General features: G+C 71.2%; 21 protein-coding genes. 14 read left to right on the top strand and 7 right to left on the bottom strand.

The genetic code is table 11. The annotated features are described in order from the left end of the window. The first annotated feature begins 9 nt into the window (after positions 1–9). From ACWGIH_RS04610 to ACWGIH_RS04575, 8 genes are all read left to right on the top strand, one after another. On the top strand, positions 10–1605 hold the full coding sequence (locus ACWGIH_RS04610; protein ID WP_453443063.1) for an ABC transporter substrate-binding protein: 1596 nt from the start codon (positions 10–12) through the stop codon (positions 1603–1605). A gap of 32 nt (positions 1606–1637) precedes the next feature. After that, the gene (locus ACWGIH_RS04605; RefSeq protein ID WP_453443062.1) at positions 1638–2603 is read left to right on the top strand and encodes an ABC transporter permease; all 966 of its coding nucleotides are present in this window, start codon (positions 1638–1640) and stop codon (positions 2601–2603) included. Next, on the top strand, positions 2596–3474 hold the full coding sequence (locus ACWGIH_RS04600) for an ABC transporter permease (RefSeq protein ID WP_453443061.1): 879 nt from the start codon (positions 2596–2598) through the stop codon (positions 3472–3474). Before ACWGIH_RS04605 ends, ACWGIH_RS04600 begins: the two co-directional genes overlap by 8 nt. 71 nt (positions 3475–3545) lie before the next feature. Further along, positions 3546–4460: an ABC transporter ATP-binding protein gene (locus tag ACWGIH_RS04595; RefSeq protein WP_453443209.1), complete on the top strand. Its 915-nt coding sequence runs from the start codon at positions 3546–3548 to the stop codon at positions 4458–4460. Next, positions 4453–5157 carry an ABC transporter ATP-binding protein gene (locus tag ACWGIH_RS04590; RefSeq protein ID WP_453443059.1) on the top strand — a complete coding sequence of 235 codons (705 nt, stop codon included), beginning with the start codon at positions 4453–4455 and terminating at the stop codon, positions 5155–5157. Before ACWGIH_RS04595 ends, ACWGIH_RS04590 begins: the two co-directional genes overlap by 8 nt. Before the next feature lie 95 nt (positions 5158–5252). Next, a complete protein-coding gene (locus ACWGIH_RS04585) occupies positions 5253–6110 on the top strand; it encodes a phosphatidylinositol-specific phospholipase C/glycerophosphodiester phosphodiesterase family protein (RefSeq protein ID WP_453443057.1) in 858 nt (285 codons plus the stop codon). Between the two features lie 135 nt (positions 6111–6245). Then, positions 6246–6440 carry a hypothetical protein gene (locus tag ACWGIH_RS04580; protein ID WP_363206092.1) on the top strand — a complete coding sequence of 65 codons (195 nt, stop codon included), beginning with the start codon at positions 6246–6248 and terminating at the stop codon, positions 6438–6440. Positions 6441–6510: 70 nt separating this feature from the next. Next, positions 6511–8034 (top strand): hypothetical protein, encoded by a 1524-nt coding sequence (locus tag ACWGIH_RS04575; RefSeq protein WP_453443055.1) that lies wholly within the window; start codon positions 6511–6513, stop codon positions 8032–8034. Positions 8035–8055: 21 nt separating this feature from the next. On the opposite strand, the gene ACWGIH_RS04570 is transcribed toward ACWGIH_RS04575, so the two are convergent. The 5 genes from ACWGIH_RS04570 to ACWGIH_RS04550 form a co-directional block, all read right to left on the bottom strand. Continuing rightward, positions 8056–8976, bottom strand: coding sequence for a hypothetical protein (locus tag ACWGIH_RS04570; RefSeq protein WP_453443053.1), 921 nt, complete (start codon positions 8974–8976; stop codon positions 8056–8058). After that, a complete protein-coding gene (locus ACWGIH_RS04565; RefSeq protein ID WP_453443052.1) occupies positions 8973–9527 on the bottom strand; it encodes an RNA polymerase sigma factor in 555 nt (184 codons plus the stop codon). The genes ACWGIH_RS04570 and ACWGIH_RS04565 overlap by 4 nt, the downstream gene beginning before the upstream one ends. Before the next feature lie 85 nt (positions 9528–9612). Continuing rightward, positions 9613–10833: a phosphodiester glycosidase family protein gene (locus ACWGIH_RS04560; RefSeq protein ID WP_453443050.1), complete on the bottom strand. Its 1221-nt coding sequence runs from the start codon at positions 10831–10833 to the stop codon at positions 9613–9615. 162 nt (positions 10834–10995) lie between these two features. Next, complete coding sequence (locus ACWGIH_RS04555; RefSeq protein ID WP_453443049.1) at positions 10996–11352, bottom strand: DUF779 domain-containing protein; 357 nt, start codon at positions 11350–11352, stop codon at positions 10996–10998. A gap of 181 nt (positions 11353–11533) precedes the next feature. After that, entirely contained in the window at positions 11534–11950 is a 417-nt protein-coding gene (locus tag ACWGIH_RS04550; protein WP_453443048.1) for an ATP-binding protein, read from the bottom strand. Between the two features lie 290 nt (positions 11951–12240). Here ACWGIH_RS04550 and ACWGIH_RS04545 point away from each other — a divergent pair, with 290 nt between their 5' ends. After that, a complete protein-coding gene (locus ACWGIH_RS04545) occupies positions 12241–12957 on the top strand; it encodes a TetR/AcrR family transcriptional regulator C-terminal domain-containing protein (RefSeq protein ID WP_453443047.1) in 717 nt (238 codons plus the stop codon). Between the two features lie 104 nt (positions 12958–13061). After that, a complete protein-coding gene (locus ACWGIH_RS04540) occupies positions 13062–14198 on the top strand; it encodes an FAD-dependent oxidoreductase (RefSeq protein ID WP_453443045.1) in 1137 nt (378 codons plus the stop codon). Between the two features lie 9 nt (positions 14199–14207). Here the strand turns inward: ACWGIH_RS04540 and ACWGIH_RS04535 are convergent, their stop codons facing one another. Continuing rightward, positions 14208–14993, bottom strand: a complete 786-nt coding sequence (locus ACWGIH_RS04535; protein ID WP_453443044.1) for an SAM-dependent methyltransferase — start codon at positions 14991–14993, stop codon at positions 14208–14210. A gap of 137 nt (positions 14994–15130) precedes the next feature. After that, positions 15131–15982, bottom strand: a complete 852-nt coding sequence (locus ACWGIH_RS04530; RefSeq protein ID WP_453443042.1) for a LysR family transcriptional regulator — start codon at positions 15980–15982, stop codon at positions 15131–15133. Between the two features lie 238 nt (positions 15983–16220). Here ACWGIH_RS04530 and ACWGIH_RS04525 point away from each other — a divergent pair, with 238 nt between their 5' ends. The 4 genes from ACWGIH_RS04525 (at position 16221) to ACWGIH_RS04510 (ending at position 19026) form a co-directional block, all read left to right on the top strand. Then, positions 16221–17030: an EamA family transporter gene (locus ACWGIH_RS04525; RefSeq protein ID WP_453443207.1), complete on the top strand. Its 810-nt coding sequence runs from the start codon at positions 16221–16223 to the stop codon at positions 17028–17030. 174 nt (positions 17031–17204) lie between these two features. Then, positions 17205–18137, top strand: a complete 933-nt coding sequence (locus tag ACWGIH_RS04520) for a DMT family transporter (protein WP_453443205.1) — start codon at positions 17205–17207, stop codon at positions 18135–18137. After that, a complete protein-coding gene (locus tag ACWGIH_RS04515) occupies positions 18130–18348 on the top strand; it encodes a hypothetical protein (protein ID WP_453443040.1) in 219 nt (72 codons plus the stop codon). Before ACWGIH_RS04520 ends, ACWGIH_RS04515 begins: the two co-directional genes overlap by 8 nt. A gap of 150 nt (positions 18349–18498) precedes the next feature. Further along, complete coding sequence (locus tag ACWGIH_RS04510; RefSeq protein WP_453443038.1) at positions 18499–19026, top strand: methylated-DNA--[protein]-cysteine S-methyltransferase; 528 nt, start codon at positions 18499–18501, stop codon at positions 19024–19026. Positions 19027–19089 lie beyond the last annotated feature (63 nt).

The raw sequence follows: 19089 nt of genomic DNA, 5'->3' as shown, positions 1-19089 counted from the left end.
GTGTGGAGCATGAGGGCCCGATCGATACGGGGTACGGGCGCGGTAGCGGCGGCCGCCTCACTGGCGGTCGCCGCGTCGGCCTGTTCGGCGCCGGGCGACGGGAAGAGCGCGGGCGGCGCCAAGGATTCCGCGGTCGTCGGCATCGCGTACGAACCGGACACCCTGAGCCCGCTCCTCGGCTACGGCAAGGACGGCAACTCCAAGATCTTCGACGGTCTGCTCACGCACGACGCCGACATGAAACTGAAGCCCGCCCTCGCGGCCGAGCTGCCCAAGGTCGACGACGACGGCAAGACGTACACCTACAAGCTGCGCGAGGGCGTCAAGTTCAGCGACGGCAAGCCCTTCACGTCCAAGGACGTCGTCTTCACGTACGAGACGATCCTCGACAAGAAGACCAACAACGCCGCCAAGACCGAGCTCGACGCCGTCAGAGACGTCGAGGCGAAGGACGACGACACCGTCGTCTTCCACCTCAAGTACCCCTACGCGCCGTTCGCCGAGCGCACCGTCCTGCCGATCGCGCCCGAGCACATAGCCGGCAAGCAGGACGTGAACACCGGGGAGTTCACCACCAAGCCGGTCGGCACGGGCCCGTACAAGCTGGTGAAGTGGTCCAAGGGCGAGAAGCTCACCTTCAAGGCCAACCCCGGCTACTGGGGCGGCGCGCCGAAGGTCAAGAACTTCACCATGGCGATCATCAAGGACGACGACATCCGCGCCACCCGGCTCGACGCCGGTGAGCTCGACGGCGCGATCCTGCCGCCCAACCTCGCGAAGAAGTACGGACGCGACGGCAACAAGAAGTCGTACGCCGCCACGACCTTCGACTACCGCGTGGTGACCCTGCCCACCGGCAACAAGGTCGCGGGAGACACCGCCGTCCGGCGCGCCCTGGACACCGGCGTCGACCGCAAGGCCATGGTCGACTCGATCCTGGACGGCGCGGGCAAGGAAGCCTACGGCCCGGTCCCCACGGACAGCCCCTGGTTCACCAAGGGCACGGAGCGCAAGCACGACCTCGCCGCGGCCAAGAAGATCCTCGACGAGGCGGGCTGGAAGCCGGGCAAGGACGGCATCCGCGAGAAGGACGGCGTCCGGGCGACGTTCCCGCTCTGGTACCTCTCCGGCGACAAGCTCCGCCAGGACCACGCCCTCGCCTACGCCTCCGACGCCAAGAAGATCGGCATCAAGGTGGAGGTCCAGGCAGGCACATGGGAGGTCATCGAGCCGCGCATGCCCAAGGACGCGGTCCTCGCGGGCGGCGGCTCCCCGGCCGACCCGGACTTCGACCAGTACACCCTCCTGAAGTCCTCGCTCGCCGGTGACGGCTTCAACAACATGGCCCACTACGACAACCCCAAGGTCGACAAGGCGCTCGACGAGGCCCGCGAGAGCGGCGACCACGCCAAGCGGCAGGCCGCGTACGACACCATCCAGCGCGAGCTGGTGAAGAACCCGGGCTACACCTTCCTCACCCACATCGACCACCTCTACGTCGTCGACAAGCGCTTCGGTGACCTGACCACCCAGATCGAGCCGCACGACCACGGCCTCGCGTCAGGACCGTGGTGGAACGTCGAGGACTGGCAGCCGCAGCAGTGATGGCCGCGCTCCGGAAGCTCCCCTGGGGGCCGATGGCGCGCATGACGGGACGGCGGGTCCTGTTCGCCGTCCCGGTCCTGCTCGCCGTCACCTTCGGCGTCTTCGCCATCGCCGCCGCGTCCCCCTTCGATCCCGTCAAGGCATACGCGGGCACGGCCGGGCTCACCGCGTCACAGGAGAACCTCGACCAGCTGCGCCGCAACCTCGGCGTCGACCAGCCGCTCGCACAGCGCTGGTGGGACTGGCTGACCTCGGCCGTGCACGGCGACCTCGGCGATTCGAGCACCCTGCGCCAGCCCGTCTCCGACGTCATCGGCGAACGCATCGGCTGGTCCGTGCTGCTCGCCGCCACCGCGTTCCTGCTCGCGATCCTCGTCGGTACCACGCTCGGTGTCCTCGCCGCGCGCCGCCCCGGCGGCTGGCTCGACCGTGCCGTGACCTCGCTCGCGTACACGCTCGAAGCCGCCCCGCCGTTCTGGATCGGGCTGCTCGCCGTCTGGCTGTTCGCCCTGAAGCTGGGCGTGCTGCCCTCGGGCGGGCTCACGGACACCGCGAGCTCGGCCGTGACCGCCGGGCAGGTCGCGAGCCATCTCGTGCTGCCCGCCGCCGTCCTGGCGATCTCGCAGCTCCCGTGGTTCGTGCTCTACGTACGCCAAGGGGTCGGCGACGCGCTCACCGACGACCCCGTCCGGGGCGCACGCGCGCGTGGTCTCGCGGAACGGACCGTCCTGCTCGGGCACGCGCTGCGCTCGGGCATGCTGCCGGTGCTCACGCTGATCGGCTCCCGTGTGCCCGAACTGATCACCGGGGCGCTCCTGGTGGAGACCGTCTTCAGCTGGCCCGGCATCGCCGCGGCCACCGTGTCGGCGGCGACCGCCGTGGACTTCCCGCTGCTCGCCGCGCTCACCGTCCTCGCCACGGCCGCGGTGCTCCTCGGCAACCTCCTGGCCGACCTGCTGTACGGCCTCGCCGACCCGAGGGTGGGTTTCGATGGCTGAGACGACGACCTGGCGTGCCTCCCTCGGGAGCGCGTCGAAGACTCGCTCCACGCGCGCGTGGCGGGTGCGTTCCTCCGCGGTGATCGTCGCGGCGGTGGTCCTCGCCGTGCTCGTCGTGCCGCCCCTGGTGAACCTCGACGAACAGGCCGTGAACCTCGCGGCCAAGCTGCGACCCCCGTCCTGGGAGCACCCCTTCGGCACCGACGACGTGGGACGCGACCTGCTCCTGCGCTGTGTGTACGGGCTGCGGGTCTCGCTCCTGGTGGGTGTCGTGGCGGCCGTCGTCGCGACCGTCATCGGCACCGCCGTGGGCGCCCTCGCCGCCGCGTCGGGAGGCTGGGTCGACCGGATCGTGATGCGGCTCGTGGACGTCTTCTCGTCCGTGCCGCACCTGCTGCTCGGCATCTTCATCGTGGCGATGTTCCGGCCCGGCGTATGGCCGGTCGTCGTCTCGGTGGCGCTCACGCACTGGCTGTCCACGGCCCGCATCGTGCGCGCCGAGGTCCTTTCGCTGCGATCACGTCCGTACGTCGACGCGGCCATCTCCGGCGGCGCATCGCGGCTGCGCGTGACCGTGCGCCATCTGCTGCCCGGCGTGCTCCCGCAAGCCGGACTCGCCGCCGTCCTGATGGTGCCGCACGCCATCTGGCACGAGTCCGCACTGTCCTTCCTCGGGCTCGGACTGCCCACCCACCAGGCGAGCCTGGGCACCCTCGTGCAGAGCGCGCGCGGCTCGCTCCTCGCCGGGGACTGGTGGCCGACGCTCTTCCCCGGCCTGTTCATCATCGTGCCCACCCTGGCGATCGCGGGCCTCGCGGGCGCCTGGCGGGAACGGATCAATCCCCGGCGCCGATCGGAGCTGATGCTGTGACCGAGCCCGTCTCGCCTTCGCCCACCTCACCCCCGGTGCTCTCCGTACGAGGACTCTCCGTACGGTTCCGCATGCGCGGCGACACCTACGTCTCCGCCGTCACCGACGCCCGCTTCGACCTCGCGGCGGGGGAGTGCCTCGCCCTCGTCGGCGAGAGCGGCTGCGGCAAGTCCGTGCTCGCCTCGGCGCTGCTCGGGCTGCTTCCGCAGAACGCGGAGACGGCCGGGTCCGCGTTCATCGGCGACGTCGACCTGCTGACCGCCGACGAGCGCACCCTGGCCCGCACGGTCCGCGGGCGGCGCGTCGGCCTCGTGCCGCAGAGCCCGGCCGCGCACCTGACCCCGGTGCGCACGGTCCGCGCCCAGCTCGAGGAGACCCTGCGGGAACTGGCCGACGTGCGCCGCCCGCAGCTGCGCGAGGCCGCCGAGGACGCCGCCGAGCGCGCCGCGTTCCCCGCCGGACACCTGGACCGCTACCCGCACGAACTCTCCGGCGGCCTCGCCCAGCGCGCGGCCACCGCGCTCGCGCTCATCGGCGACGCGCCACTGCTGCTCGCCGACGAGCCGACGACGGGCCTCGACCGCGACCTCGTCGACCGCACGGTGGACGAGCTGCGCAAGCACGTCGGCGAGGACCGCGCGCTGCTCCTGATCACCCACGACCTGGCGGCCGCCGAACGCATCGCGGACCGCGTCGCCGTGATGTACGCGAGCCGCATCGTCGAACTCGCCGACGCCGAGGACTTCTTCGGCACCCCCGGACCCCGGCACCCCTACGCGCGCGGCCTCCTGAACGCCCTCCCCGAGCGGGACTTCACGCCGATCCCCGGCATGCCGCCCGAACTCTCCGCGCTGCCGCAAGGATGCGCGTTCGCCGCGCGCTGCGCCGGGGCGGACGAGACCTGCGAAACCGTGCCGCGAGCCGTGGCCGGGGTCGCCTGCCACCACCCTCATACGGCGGCCGTGCTGGAGGCACCCCGTGCTTGAACTCCGTTCCGTCACCGCCGGATACGACCGCCGCGCCCCCGTCATGCGGGGTGTGGACCTCACGCTCGCGCCCGGCGCCTCCGTCGGCCTCCTCGGCCCCAGCGGCTGCGGGAAGTCGACGCTGGCCCGCGTGGCCGCGCTGCTGCACAAGCCCGACGCGGGCCGCGTCGTCATCGACGGCGAGCCCGCCCGCGGCTGGCGGCACCGCGCCCCCCGCGCCCAGCGCACCGCTTTCGGTGTCGTCTTCCAGCAGCCACGCCTCTCCGCCGACCCGCGCCTCACCCTCACGGACCTGATCGCCGAGCCACTGCGAGCGACCGGGCGTGGCGGCGAGGCCGCTGTACGCGTAAGGGAGTTGGCGGCCACGGTCGGCCTCGGCGAGGACCTGCTCGGCCGCAGGCCGCACGAGGTCAGCGACGGTCAGTTGCAGCGTGCCTGCCTGGCCCGCGCCCTCGTGCTCCGCCCGCGCTGGCTGATCTGCGACGAGATGACGGCGATGCTCGACGCCTCGACGACGGCGGCACTCGTGCACGCCGTGGAGGAGTACCGGCGGGAGAGCGGCGCCGGGCTGCTCGCGGTCGGCCACGACCGGGTGCTCCTCGAGCGGTGGTGCGAGCGGACCGTCCACTGGACCGAACTGGCGGGAGAGGCCCTCGGGACGCGTGACGCGTCCGCAATGAACGAGGGGCGTCGATAGCGCCAACTCCCGTCTCCGAGGGGTTTCTTGACGCGTGCATGGCCTCATACTCACTGAGGCCCGCCCGTCGTCCCCTCGTCCCTCCGGGAGTCTCCGTGGCACTTGTCACCCGTCGTAGAGCCCTCACCATCGGTGCCGCACTGGCCGGCACCGCCGCCGTCCCCGCGTACGCCCGGGCAAGCGAGCGAGGACACCATCCCCGACCTCTCGTCCGCGCCCACGCGCACAACGACTACGAGCACCCCCGGCCGCTGCTCGACGCGCTCGACCACCGCTTCGGCAGCGTCGAGGCAGACATCTACCTCGTCGACGGACAGCTCCTGGTCGCGCACGACCCGATCGACCTCGACCCCACCCGCACCCTCGAATCGCTCTACCTGGACCCCCTGGCGGCCCGCGTCCGCGCCCACCACGGCTCCGTGTACCGCGGCTACCACCGCACCCCCTTCCAGCTCCTGATCGACATCAAGACCGAGGGCGCGGCGACGTACCTGGAACTCGACCGGCACCTGCGGCGCTACCGGCACCTGTTCACCACGTACTCCCACGGCAAGGTGCGCCGCGGTCCCGTGACCGCGGTGATCTCCGGCGACCGGGCCGCCCGCGCGCCCATGGAGGCCCAGCGCGTGCGCCGCGCCTTCTACGACGGCCGTCTCGCCGATCTGGGAAGCGCGGCGCCGGCCTCGCTCATCCCGCTGATCAGCGACAACTGGACGCTCAACTTCAGATGGCAGGGCGTGGGCGCGATCCCCGCAGTCGAGCGCGACAAGCTGCGCGGCATCGTCGGAGCCGCGCACAAGCGTGGGCAGCGCGTCCGCTTCTGGGCGACGCCCGACCTGGCGGGTCCGGCGCGCGAGGCGGTGTGGGGCGAGCTCCTCGCCGCCGGCGTCGACCACTTGAACACGGACGACCTGGCGGGGCTCGAGGCCTTCCTCGACACCCGCGAGCGGTAGGCCCCGGCCCGGCCGAAGCAACGTCCCGGCACATAACACCCGTTCGGAGGACATGCCGGTCGCCCGGACGGTCCCTCCGCTGCGCCACACTCGGCCCAAAGCCGCGATGTTGACGTGGCGGAGGAGGTTGTCCCCATGGCCGTCTCGGTCTCTGTGGTGCTGCTGCTCGTGATCCTGGCAGTGGTCTTTCTGCGCAACGGCGCGCTGAAGTTCTCGCACGCGGTGGTCTGTGCGCTGCTCGGCTTCTATCTGGCCAGTTCGAGCATGGCGCCGACCATCCACAACGGGGTCACGGCGGCCGCGGACATCGTCAGCGGCCTGCAGCCATGATCGTTGCGTGTTCATGAACAACTGTCATGTTTCCATGGACACTTCAAGGCGCTGCCCCTAGCTTCGGCCCATGCCGCGTCGCAGAACCCTCAGCAGTGCCCTCGCCCTGACCGCTCTCACCCTCTCGGCCGCGTCCTTCGCGCCTGTCGCCCAGGCGGACGACATACCGAAGGCGCCGGGGCACCGGCTCGTCGACCAGTACACCGGAACAGCCGCCGACTCCCGCCCGCTGCCCGGCGAACAGCCGCCGCAGCACCCGTATCTGGCCGCCAACGGCCGCAGCGGCATGCACGCGGACGCGGCGGGCAGCGGAACGTACCCCTGGAACGGGCCGCTGGGGAAGAAGCCTCAGGTCAGCAGCGAGAAGATGGCGGCGCTCGGCGGTGAGTGCGCCACCGTCACCTTCGACAAGGCCGGCCGCATCGTCACCGTCTGCGGCACGTTCACCGGCTTCCTGGTCAAGCTGCTCGACCCGGACACGATGGCCACGCTCGCCGAGTACAAGCTCCCGCAGCGCCCCTCCACCGTCGAGGCCATCACACGCCTGGACTTCTCGAAGATCTTCAAGGACACCTCGGGCGGCGCCTACTCCTACCTCGACAACGAGGACCGGCTCGTCCTCGCCGACTCCCGGCAGCACATCGTGAGGCTCGCGCACGAGCAGGCGGCGGACGGCAGTTGGCGCTTCGTCGTCGACAAGGACTGGGATCTGACGGCGCACGTCCCGCACGACTGCGTGACCTGGTCGAATCTCTACCCGAGCGGCGAATGTGACCCGGTCACCTCGGTGATGCCCGACTGGGAGGGCCGCATCTGGTGGGTGACCCGGCAGGGCCGCGTCGGCACGGTGGACCCCACGTCCGGGGACGTCCGCTCCATCCGACTCGACGGCGAGGAGATCCAGAACTCCTTCTCCGTCGCCGAGGAAGGTGTGTCGATCGTCTCCGACCACGCGCTCCACAGCTTCCGCGCCGCCGCGGACGGCACCCCGAAAATCGTCTGGCGCCAGACGTACGACCGGGGGACGGGCACCAAGCCCGGCTCGGTGAACCAGGGTTCGGGCACCACCCCCGACCTCTTCGGCCAGGGCGGCGACGACTACGTGGCGATCACCGACAACGCCGACGACCGCATGAACGTCCCCGTCTTCCGCTCCGGCGCGTCCACCACCGACAACTCGCTGATCAGCTGGGGCAACAGCCTCGTCGTCGAGAACAACTACGGCTACGAGAACATCACCTCGCTCACCTTCGGGCGCACTGTCGTCGGCGGCGTCAGCAGGATCGACGTACGCGAGGACGGCAGCGGCTGCGACACGGTGTGGGAGAGCGACGTCCGCGCCCCGTCGAACGTGCCCAAGCTCTCCACCGCCAACGGACTGCTGTACTTCTACACGAAGGAGCCCAACAGCCTCGGCGTCGACGCCTGGTACCTGACGGCCGTCGACTTCCGCACCGGCGAGACCAAGTGGAAGCGCCTCGCCGGCACGGGCATCGCGTACGACAACAACTGGGCCCCGGTGACCCTCGGGCCGGACGGCACCGCGTACGTGGGCGTGTTCAACGGGCTGGTGGCGGTGCGGGACACCGAGTGAATAACCGGTGCCCCCGAAGGCTCAGCCGACGCGGTCGGCCGGGCCCACCTCCAGCCAGGTGTAGCGGTCCGCCGAGCCGTTCTTGCCGTGGTTCTTGTGGGTCGTCTCCAGGAGGAGGCCGGTGTCCGGGTCGACGACGTAGCGGTCCGTCATCCGGTACTTCACGTCCTTGCCGGGACCGGTCGAGAACCCGATGGTGGACCACCTGATCTCGAAGGCGACACCCGGGCGCCCCTTGCTGTCCCTGACGTCACCGATCAGCTTCACGCCGGGGGTGTCCGCGAGGATCTGGAAGAGGGTGGCACGCAGTTCGGGGCTCGCGGGTGAGTCCTCCAGCAGGGCGGTCACCTGGTGGCGGCGGCTCTCGGCGTCCCTCGGGAAGAGCGCGCTGAGCGCCTTCTGGCCCGTGGGCAGCTTGTCGAGCGCGGGCCAGGTCAGCCACTTGTTGCCCACGGGCCACTTCTTGGTCTTGCTCCCCTTGCCCGGCCCGTGGACCGTACCGCTCGCATCCACCGTCCAGATGCGGCCTGCCCGGTCGAAGCAGGTGGTCGTCGTCGCATCCCCGTCGTCCTGGTTCACCGTCTCCATACGGACCTTCCAGTACGGGGACTTCGCCGCCGGGGCGTCCGCCGCGACATCCGCCATGTCGTTCAGGAACTGGGCCGCCGACGCGGTGGCCGCCGGCTCGCCGCCCAGGTCCAGCACCGGATAGGCGACGGCGCCCGCGGCGATCGCGGCCACCGCGGCAGCGGCGACCAGGAACCTGCGGCGGCGCGGGACTGTCCGCCCGCGCAGCGGGACGACGGTCGTATCGCGCCGCGCGGCGTCCGCCACGGCGGCCTGTGCCGCCGCCACCGCCCCGGGTGCGGGCGGCGCCACGTCGCCCGCGGCGATCAGGTCCCCGGCACCGGGAAAGTCGAGCAGGTCGCTGCGTTCGGTCATGACAGGTCTCCGGTCAGCTTGAGGGGCGCGCTCGCGCGCAGCCGGGTACGGGCTCGGTGCAGCCGTGAGCGGGCCGTCCCCGCGGGGATGCCGACGGCCGCGGCGGCCTCGCCCGGCGTGAGCTGCTCCCAGGCGACCAGGAGAAGCAACTCCCGTTCCTCCGGCGGGAGTCCGGCAAGGAGTGCGCGCAGCTGCGGACCCACCGCGGCCGCGTCGAGCCGCGCGTCCACCGCCTCCCACGGGTCGTCGTCACCGTGCGAGCCCGGTGGGCCGGTGCGCTGCTGCGCGAGCCGGCGCCAGTGCGCCGACAGCACATTGCGGGCGACGCCGAACAGCCAGGCCCGCGCGGGCCCACGGGCGGCGTCGAAGCCGCGCCGGGCCGCGTAGGCCCGCAGCCAGAGTTCGGCGAGCAGATCGTCCGCGGCCGCGGGCGCCCGGCGCGCGAAGTAGCCGTGGAGGGCCGCCGAGTGGCGCACCACCAGCGGTTCGAAGGCTGCCGGGTCCCGCGCGGTGCGGGCCAGCAGCTCGTCGTCGTCCAGGTCCGTGGTCACGGGACCTCCGTATCCGTACCGCCGGTCGGCGGTCTCACCCCCTACTTGTCGAGAACCCGCGCACGCGTTCGCGCCCCGGCACGGGTCAGCCCGCGGAGAACACGCCGATGCCGTTCGGCACAGGGCGTTCCACGCCGCCGCTGGGGTGATTGCGTACGGTCACGGCTTCGGCGCCCGGAAGCTTCGCGACCAGCGTGGCGGACGAGACCAGGGTGGAGGAGCCGCCGCCGTCCAGGCTGAAGCCGTCTTGTGCGCCCAACCCCCGCAAGGTGTCGGCGACTTCGGCGATGGTCAGTCCCGTACGGAACTCGGGGGAGCCGTCCAGGGACAGGAGCAGGAGGCGCCGGCCGTCGTCGGAGATCCCGGCAGCCGTCCGCACGGCCGAGGTGGCGGTGTCCAGGCCGGGCAGCGGGGCGCCGTCGCGCAGGACGGGGAAGCCGCCGAGCGCGAAGCGGAACGGACTGCGCGACTCGGCCGCCACCAGTCGGTGCTTGACGCCGACCCGGTCGCCGACGGAGAGCTTGCGCAGGTGCTGGGCGCCCGCCTCGCGCCCGACGAGGACCGTGGTGCCGTGGGCCACCGGTCCGCTGCCGGGTGTCGGCGCTGACGCCACGACACGGCCGCCGCGCACCGTCACCTCATGGGTGTCCGTGCTGCAGGGAGCGCCGCGGCTGGTGTCGGTGCCGCAGGTGGAGCGCACCCGCGAGGTGCTGCCCCAGTCGCTGGTGAACGCGCCGACGGAACCCACGGGGAGGGCGTACTGGTTGAGCCCGCCGAGCGGCAGCCGGGCCTGCTGGGTGCGCACTTCACCCTCGAGGCGGAGGTTGTCCAGGCGGGCCCGCCGGTCATAGCCCACGCCGAGCACGGCCTCGGTGGTCACGCCCGGCGGCATCGCGGGGCCGAAGCGCTGCCCGTTCGGCACCGCCGCCTTGAGGGCCCGGCCGCGTGCGACGGCAGGGCCGACGGGCGCACCGGTGGCCTCGACGCCCGGATGCTGGGTCTCGGAAATGTTGAAGAAGTCGCCGTTGATGCCGCCGACGGCCCCCGCCCCGTCCGCGAGCGCGGAGACGACGGAGCGGGCGCCCACCGCGCCCGGATAGAGCAGGCCGACGCTCGTGTTCTTGTTGCTCAGGTCGACGTCCAGGACGTGCGCGCGAGCCTTGCCGTGCGAGGCCGCGATGTCGAACTGCCGGTACTCCACGCCCGGCGCGATCCGCGAGGCGACCGTCCTCCCGTCCGCCTCCACGCCGCCGGCCGGTGCCGCTCCCATCAGAGCCGCACCGGCCAGCGTGCCGAATGCCGTCATGGCCGAGAGCGCCGCTCTCGCCGTTCTGAACCGTCCCAAGATGTGCCTGCGCCGTGCTGCCACCCATGCCCCCTGAAGTCTCCTGCCGACCAATCGCACCAGTCTGAGGGTCGGTCAGAAAGTGCACCAGAGGGCAGCGCCGGACGGGTGCAGGGCCGGTGGCTAGGTGCCGACCAATCGGGAACGGATGAGGAAACGTACACCTTCGGGGGCTTCGAGGGAGAAGCCGCTGCCACGGCCCGGCACGACGTCCACGATCAGCCGAGTGTGGCTCCACACGTCGTACTGACTCCTCGACATCCAGAAGGCGACCGGTTCCGCCACGCCCTCGACGGCCAGCGAGGCCAGGCACACATCGGAGCCGCCGGTGCGGAACTCGCCCTCCGGATAGCACATGGGCGCACTGCCGTCGCAGCATCCGCCGGACTGATGGAACATCAGCGGACCGTGCAGGTCCCGCAGGCGTCGCACCAGATCGGCGGCGGCAGGGGTCAGCTCCACGCGTGGAGTATCGGTCATGGGCTGCCGCTCCTTGGTCACCGTCACCGTTGCCGGGCCGCCGTCGAGGCGGTGCCTCAGTCAACTCCGGGCGACGTTGCGAGGACGTTGCGGTCGCGGATGCGGATGCGTTCGCGGTCACGGATGCGGCGTGCGGCTGTGCCCGTCGCCGTTCCGGTCGGGCGCGTGACTCACGGCGTCGTCAGGCGAGAACCGCCCGGACGGCCTTGCCGCGCCTGCCGCTGCCCACGACCTCGAGGCGCGCGGCGAGGTGACGGACCATCGCGAGGCCACGCCCGCTGTCCCGTTCGGTGCTCGGCTTGAGCACGCGTGGGCCCTCGGGGCTCGAATCGTGCACCTCGACCGTCACATGGTCATCCGACACCTCCAGGCGCAGTCGGCATGGGCTGCGGCCGTGCTGGGTGGCGTTGGCGACGAGTTCGGACACGATCAGTGTGGCATCGTCCACACGTTCGGCGTCCACGCCCGTCAGCTGCCGCCGGGGCCTGGTGAGGAACGCGGAGGTCAGCCTCCGCGCCCGGCCGGCCGATGCGGCTTCCTGCGGCAATGTGTACTCGACGCGGGCGACGTGCCGATGGGCGCGCTGGTGCGCACGCATGGCAACTCACTTCCCTCCCCTGGGACAACCGGCGTACTCGCGGCGACTTCCGCCCGCCGGGGCCACGCCCTGTCATGCGCGGCCGGTGCTGTCCCACGCTCATGCCCGCCCCTGCTGATCGCCAACCAAGTGCCTGGGAGTGAGGCCGGCACCGGGCTCTTGGAGGGCTGCCGACGGGGCTGGTGCCGGGCTCTTGCCAGGGCTGTCGGCACTCCGCTGACGAACGTGTTCGCTCCGTACATGCTCGCTCCGAACATGCTCGTAACGAACATGTTCGTTACACTGGTCGTATGACAGCTCATTCCGACGCCCCCCGAAGCCGCCGCGAGCGCCCCGCGAAGCCCGCCCTCACCCGGTCCGGGATCGTGGCCGCCGCGATGGGGATCATGCGCGTCGAGGGCCTGGGCAAGGTGACCATGCGCCGCCTCGCCCAGGAGCTCGACACCGGGCCCGCCTCCCTGTACGTCTACGTCCGCAACACCGCCGAGCTGCACGCGGCGATCCTGGACGAACTCCTCGCGGCGGTCGAGGCGCCGCAGGCGGGGGGCGACTGGCAGGAGCGTCTGGAGGGCGTTCTCACCTCCTACACCGCGGTGCTCTTCCGCCATCGCGGCCTGGCGAAGGCCGCGCTCGTGGCCCGGCCCCGGGGCGAGCACTATCTGCGCCTCATCGAGACCCTGCTCGCCCTGCTCGACGAGGGCGGGGTACCGCCCGGCCAGGCCGCATGGGGCGTCGACCTGCTGCTGCAGTACGCCACCGCGACCGCCGCCGAGCATTCCCCGGCCGATCAGGCCACTGGCGCCCAGGAGGAGTGGGACGCGCTCGCCGGAACCCTGCGGGACGCGTCTGGCCGGACGCACCCGCACGTCGCCCGGCTCGCCGCCGAGCTCGTGTCCGGCCGGCCGGAGGACCGGATCTCCTGGGGCTTCAGGACGCTGATCAACGGCATCCTGCGCACGCCCGTACCGGCTCCCGACGCCAAAGGGCTGAGCACGTCCCAAGGCTGAGCGCTTCAGGGGGGGTGAACCTCCCTGGAGCCGAGCGCAAGCCGAAAACCGGCACCCCTCCGCCCCCCCTCGGCACCACATCACCACGCCCAAGGAGCACCACCATGACCACACACCACTCCATAGCAATCATCGGCGCAGGTCTCGGAGGCCTCACTCTGGCCCGCGTTCTGCACGTCAACGGCATCGACGCCGCTGTGTACGACCTGGAGGCCTCACCGGCCGTCCGCGGCCAGGGCGGCATGCTCGACATCCACGAGGACTCCGGGCAGGCCGCCCTGCGCGCCGCCGGTCTGTACGAGGAGTTCCGCGCGCTCATCCACCCGGGCGGGGAGGCCATGCGCGTCCTCGACAAGGACGCCGTGGTCCGCATGGAGGAGGCGGACGACGGCGACGGCGGCCGCCCCGAGGTCGATCGCGGCCAACTGCGTGACCTGCTGCTCGGTTCGCTGCCCGACGGCGCCGTGCACTGGGGTGCGAAGATCACCGGGGCGCGTCCGCTCGGCGGCGGCCGCCACGAGGTGACCCTCGCCGACGGCTCCGCCTTCACCACCGACCTGCTGATCGGGGCGGACGGCGCCTGGTCACGGATCCGCCCGCTGGTCTCGGACGCCGTGCCCGCCTACACCGGCATCTCCTTCGTCGAGGTGGACCTCGTCGACGCCGACGTACGCCACCCGGACAGCGCCGCGGTCGTGGGCGGCGGCATGCTCCTCGCGCTCGGCGAGGACAAGGGCTTCCTCGCCCACCGCGAGTCCGACGGCAGCCTGCACGTCTACACCGCGCTCAGGGCTCCCGAGGACTGGATCTCGACCATCGACTTCACCGCCGACGACACCGGCCTCGCCAAGTCCTCCGTGCTGGAGCACTTCGCCGACTGGGACAAGAGTCTGCAGGCGCTGGTCGCCGACGCCGACGGAGCGCTGGTCCCCCGCCGGATCCACGCCCTGCCGATCGGCCACCGCTGGGACCGTGTCCCGGGCGTCACGCTGCTCGGCGACGCGGCGCACCTCATGTCCCCCTTCGCGGGGGAGGGCGCCAACCTCGCCATGCTCGACGGAGCCGAACTCGCGGCGGCCGTCGTGGCATGTCCCGGAGACGTCGAGGCGGCACTGGCCTCCTACGAAGAGGCGCTGTTCCCGCGCAGCGAGAAGACCGCCGCCGAGTCCGCCGACAGTCTCGTACGCTGCTTCCGCCACGACGCCCCACAGGGCTTGCTCGACCTGTTCGCCGGCAACTAGGGCCTTCTGTCAGCGGACGCGTGCCACTGCCGCGTAGATTCCGCTGTCCTCCGCCTCCGGCCGTTCGTCGCCCTTGAACCACTCCGTGGCCGTCACCAGGCCGGGGTCGACGAGGTCGAGGCCGTCGAAGAAACGGGCCACCTCGGCCCGGTTGCGGAAGCCGAGCTTGATGCCGCCCTTCGCGTACTCGGCGGTGACCTGCTCGGCCAGTTCCGGGAAGATGTCGGACGAGGCGTGCGAGAGCACCAGGTGGCTGCCGGAGGGCAGGGCATCCACCAGCGTGCGCACGATGCCGTACGGGTCCTGGTCGTCGGGCAGGAAGTGCATGAGCGCGATGAGGGAGAGGGCGATCGGGCGGTCGAAGTCGAGGAGGCCGCGGGCGTGCCCGAGGATCTCCAGCGGCTCGCGGACGTCCGCCTGGATGTAGTCGGTCAGCCCCTCGGGGCTGCTGACCAGGAGGGCCTCCGCATGGCGCAGCACGATGGGGTCGTTGTCGGTGTAGACGACCCGCGCCGACGGCACCTTCCCCTGGACGATCTGGTGCAGGTTCGGCGCGGTGGGGATACCGGTGCCGATGTCGAGGAATTGATCCACGCCTTCGCCGGCGAGCCAGGCGGTCGCACGATTCATGAACGCGCGGTTCTGCCGCGCGCCGTCCTTCGCCTCGGGCGGCAGCTTCTCGCCCACGGCCTCGTCGACGGGGTAGTTGTCCTTGCCGCCGAGCAACCAGTCGTAGACGCGCGCGGGATGCGGCTTGCTGGTGTCGATCGTCGGCTTGGGCGCACCTGCGGTCATGACGTTCTCCGTTGTTGCGAGACGCTTCGATCGCCGCAGTCTGCCACAGCAACATCACCTTGAGCATGGGGTGTTGGGGTCGGGTGCGCGAGGCGACGAGTCGGTCACACACTGTGCGGCCGTGACGGTCCGGCGCATCACCTGCGGTAGAGGTCGGACAGGAGCGCCACCGCGGCGTGCGTCATGGGGTGCGGGTCGTGGCGGCGCCAGATGAGATGGACGGCGATGGGCTCGGTGTCGCGCAGGGGGCGGAACACGATGCCGTCGCGGCGGTACTGGTTGGCGGTGCTCTCCGGGGTGAGGCCGACGCAGCGGCCCGACGCGATGATCGCCAGCCAGTCGTCGATGTCCTGGGTGTACTCCACCGGGGGGCGGGCCTCTTCGGGCCACAACTCCGCGGTGGTCGTGCCGGTGCGCCGGTCGATGAGGAGTGTGCGGTCCCGTATGTCGGCCAGGGGGACGGAGCGCCGCCTGGCCCACGGGTCGTCGCTCGCCAGGGCGCAGAAGCGCCGCTCATGACCGACGACGGCGCTGGCGAAACGGGTCTCGTCGAACGAGGTGCGGACGACGGAGAGGTCGCACAGGCCCTCGGCGAGGCCGCCTGTCGCGGAGTTCGTCCGGACCAGGTACAGCTCGACGTCGGGGTGTCCGGCGGCCCAGCGGCGCTGGAACTCCGCCGTGTGACGCCCCATCGCCGACCAGGCGTGGCCGATGCGCAGCCGCGTGTGTCCGGTGGTCGCCTCCCGGATGAGGTCGTCGGCCTCCGCGAGCAGATGTCTGGCCCTGGCCAGCACCTGGACTCCCGCGGTCGTGGGCGTGACGCTCCGGCTGGTGCGGTGCAGCAGGCGCACCCCGAGCACCTCCTCAAGGCCGCCCAGCGTGCGGGAGACGGCCGCTTGGGAGACACCCAGCTCGGCGGCGGCATCGGTGAAGCCGCCGGTGTCCACGATGGCGACCAGACAGCGCAGATGCCGCAGTTCCAGGTCCATGGCCCCAGTGTATGGATCACCTCAGTCCATGGATAACCAAAGCGTATGGATGAGTGCTCACATGCATTTTTCGTATGCGGGAAGGTGGCGCATCCTGCGGTGCATGCGAACGTCTCAGAGCCGGGCTGTGCCCGCCATGCCCGCCACGCACGCCGCCGCCGAGGGCGGCCAGGAGCATATCCGTGGCCCGAAGTATGTCGGTGGTCCGGCGAACAGCTCGCGGGGGCGCCTCTCGGGCATGGCGATGATGTTCGGCAGTGGCCTGTCCAACCAAGTCGGCGCCGCGACAGGCGCGTTGGCGTTCGGGGTCATCGGCCCTGCCGGTGTCGTGGCCGTACGGCAGTGGGTCGCGGGAGCCGTCCTGCTGGCGGTGGGCAGGCCCAAGGTGGGCGCCTTCACCTGGCGCCAGTGGTGGCCGCTGCTGTGCCTGGCGGCGGTCTTCGCCACCATGAACCTCTCCCTTTACACCGCGATCGACCGCGTGGGCCTCGGTCTCGCGGTGACCCTGGAGTTCCTGGGCCCACTGGCGGTCGTGTTGGCCGCGTCACGCCGTGCGGTGGACCTCGGGTGCGCGGTCATGGCGGGGGCGGCGGTGGTCGCGCTGGCCCGCCCGCAGCCCAGCACGGACTACGTCGGCATCGGGCTCGGGCTGCTCGCCGCCGCCTGCTGGGCCTCGTACATTCTGCTCAACCGCACGGTCGGAGCCCGCATCCCCGGTGTCGAGGGTTCGGCCACGGCGGCGGGAATCTCCGGACTCCTCTACCTGCCGGTCGGCATCGTGGTGCTCGCGCACCACCCGCCCACGGCCGCCGCCCTGGCCTGCGCGGCCACCGCCGGAATCCTCTCCTCCGCGGTCCCGTTCCTCTCCGACCTGCTCGCCCTGCGCCGGGTCGACGCCCGCTTCTTCGGCATTTTCATGAGCGTCAACCCGGTCCTCGCGGCATTGGTGGGGACGGCCGTCCTGGGGCAGTCGCTCGGCTGGACGGAGTGGCTGGCGATCACGGCGATCGTGACGGCGAACGGAATCAGCGTCCTGAAGCGGACGTGAGGCAGCCGGGGCCAGCGATTCCTCGTATGTAGCTCAGCTTAACGATGCTTCAAAACTTGTTGCTTGTCCTTTCAGGTCGGCGGCGGCATCGTTTCGTTCAGTGACAACGGCCCGGCCAGGACAGGGAGATCAACGGTGAATGGCGTCCCCGGAAGAACGTGGGCAGCGGCAAGGGTGGGCGTGCTCGCCCTCCTTTGGGGATCGACCTTCCTGTGGATCGAACTGGCCCTGGAAGGTCTGTCTCCCGTACAGGTCACGCTCCTGCGCTGCGCGCTCGGGGCAGCGACCTTGACGGTCCTGCTCTTCAGTACGCGCAACCGCCTGCCACGAGGCCGTGCGACGTGGAAGCACATCGTCGTCGCCGCCTTCTTCTGCAACGCCCTGCCCTTCGGGCTCTTCAGCGTCGGGCAGCAGACGGTCGACTCCGGGGTGGCCGGGGCGCTCAACGCGACGACTCCGCTGTGGTCCGTCCTGATCGGTCTCGGCATCGGCACGGAACGAGGGCTGCGCCCCGTCCGCCTCGCCGGACTCCTTCTCGGATTCGCGGGCACGTCGCTGATCTTCGCCCCGTGGGAGCAGTCGGGGCTGACGAGTTGGGGTGCCCTCGCGATCGTCGGAGCGGCGGCGAGCTACGCCGTGGGCTTCACGTACATGGGGCACCACCTCGTCGGCAAGGGCATGCCGACCCTGTCCCTGTCCGCCGCTCAGCTCATGGCGGCGACGGGCCTGACGGCGCTGGCCCTGCCGGTGGGCGGTCTGGAGACGGTCCACGTGAGCCCCACGACCCTGGTCGCCGTCACCATTCTGGGAATCTTCGCCACCGGCATCACCTTCCACCTCACCTACCGGATCATCGCGGACGAGGGCGCGACCAACGCCGCGACGGTCGGGTACCTGCTGCCGGTGGTCTCCGTGGCGCTGGGCGCCATCGTGCTGGACGAGGCCTTCAGCTTCCGGGTGGCCGCGGGGATGGCGGTCGTACTCATCGGGGTGAGCATGACGCGCCACCGGAAGCGGACTTCGGTCGCGCCGCCGACGAAGATCCCGGAAGCCTCGAGTCATCCGGCTGGCGCTCGGCATCCGTGGGTACATTCCCCGCATGACTGAAGCCGTGGACTCCGACGAACTGCTGCGCCGCATCCAGCGGGCCCGGGCCTGGGCGCAGCAGGAGGAGCAGCACTGGAAGACACAGTCCGACACAGCGGAGGCGAAAGACCCGGACGAAGCGTCGGCGGCGAGGATCTCCGCCACGGCGTACGAGGCAGTCCGCAAGGTTCTGGACGAGATCATCGAACCGGGGAGCCACGACGGCGACTAGCGCGTGCCCCCCGGCGGGCGGCGGCGACCCCCAACGCCTGCCGCCGGCGCGACGTCCGATTCCCGCCAGCACTCGCTTCCCTTCCACCCCACTGTTGGGGGTGGAAGGGAAGCGAAGTGAAGCAAGGCAGGGAAGAAGAGGGAGGTCGCCATGACCGTCTACGCCACCGTCGCCAGCCCGCTCGGCGAGCTGTTGCTCGTGGGTGAGCCACTTGACGAGCCGACACAGGAGCCGGCGTCGGGCGGAGTCTCGCTCACGTCGCTGTCCATGACCGGGCAGAAGAACGCCCCTGCCGTGCGCGATAGTTGGGTGCGTGACCCTCAACGCTTCTCCGGGATCACACGACAGCTCTCCGCCTACTTCGACGGTGAACTCACCACGTTCGACATCCAGTTCACCCCGACCGGCACCGACTTCCAGCGGCGCGTCTGGAGCGCCCTGGAGGAGATCCCGTACGGCACCACGACCACCTACGGCGAACTCGCCGGGCGGATCGGTGTGGAGCGGGGGAGGGTTCAGGCCCTGGGTGCCGCGATCGGTGCGAATCCACTGCTCCTGGTGCGCCCCTGCCACCGTGTGATCGGCGCGGACGGCTCCATGCGAGGTTACGCGGGCGGCGTGGAGCGCAAGGTCAAGATCCTCACCCATGAGGGCGCCCTGCAACCCGCCCTCCTCTGACCCGCGGGATCCGCACGACTCGCACGCCCCGCACGACCCGCCCGAACACGGAGGGCACCCATC

The sequence above is a fragment of the Streptomyces sp. NPDC054872 genome (genome assembly GCF_053610705.1).
The sequence above is the reverse complement of the archived record's forward strand: the minus strand, read 5'-3'. Positions and strand labels throughout refer to the sequence as shown.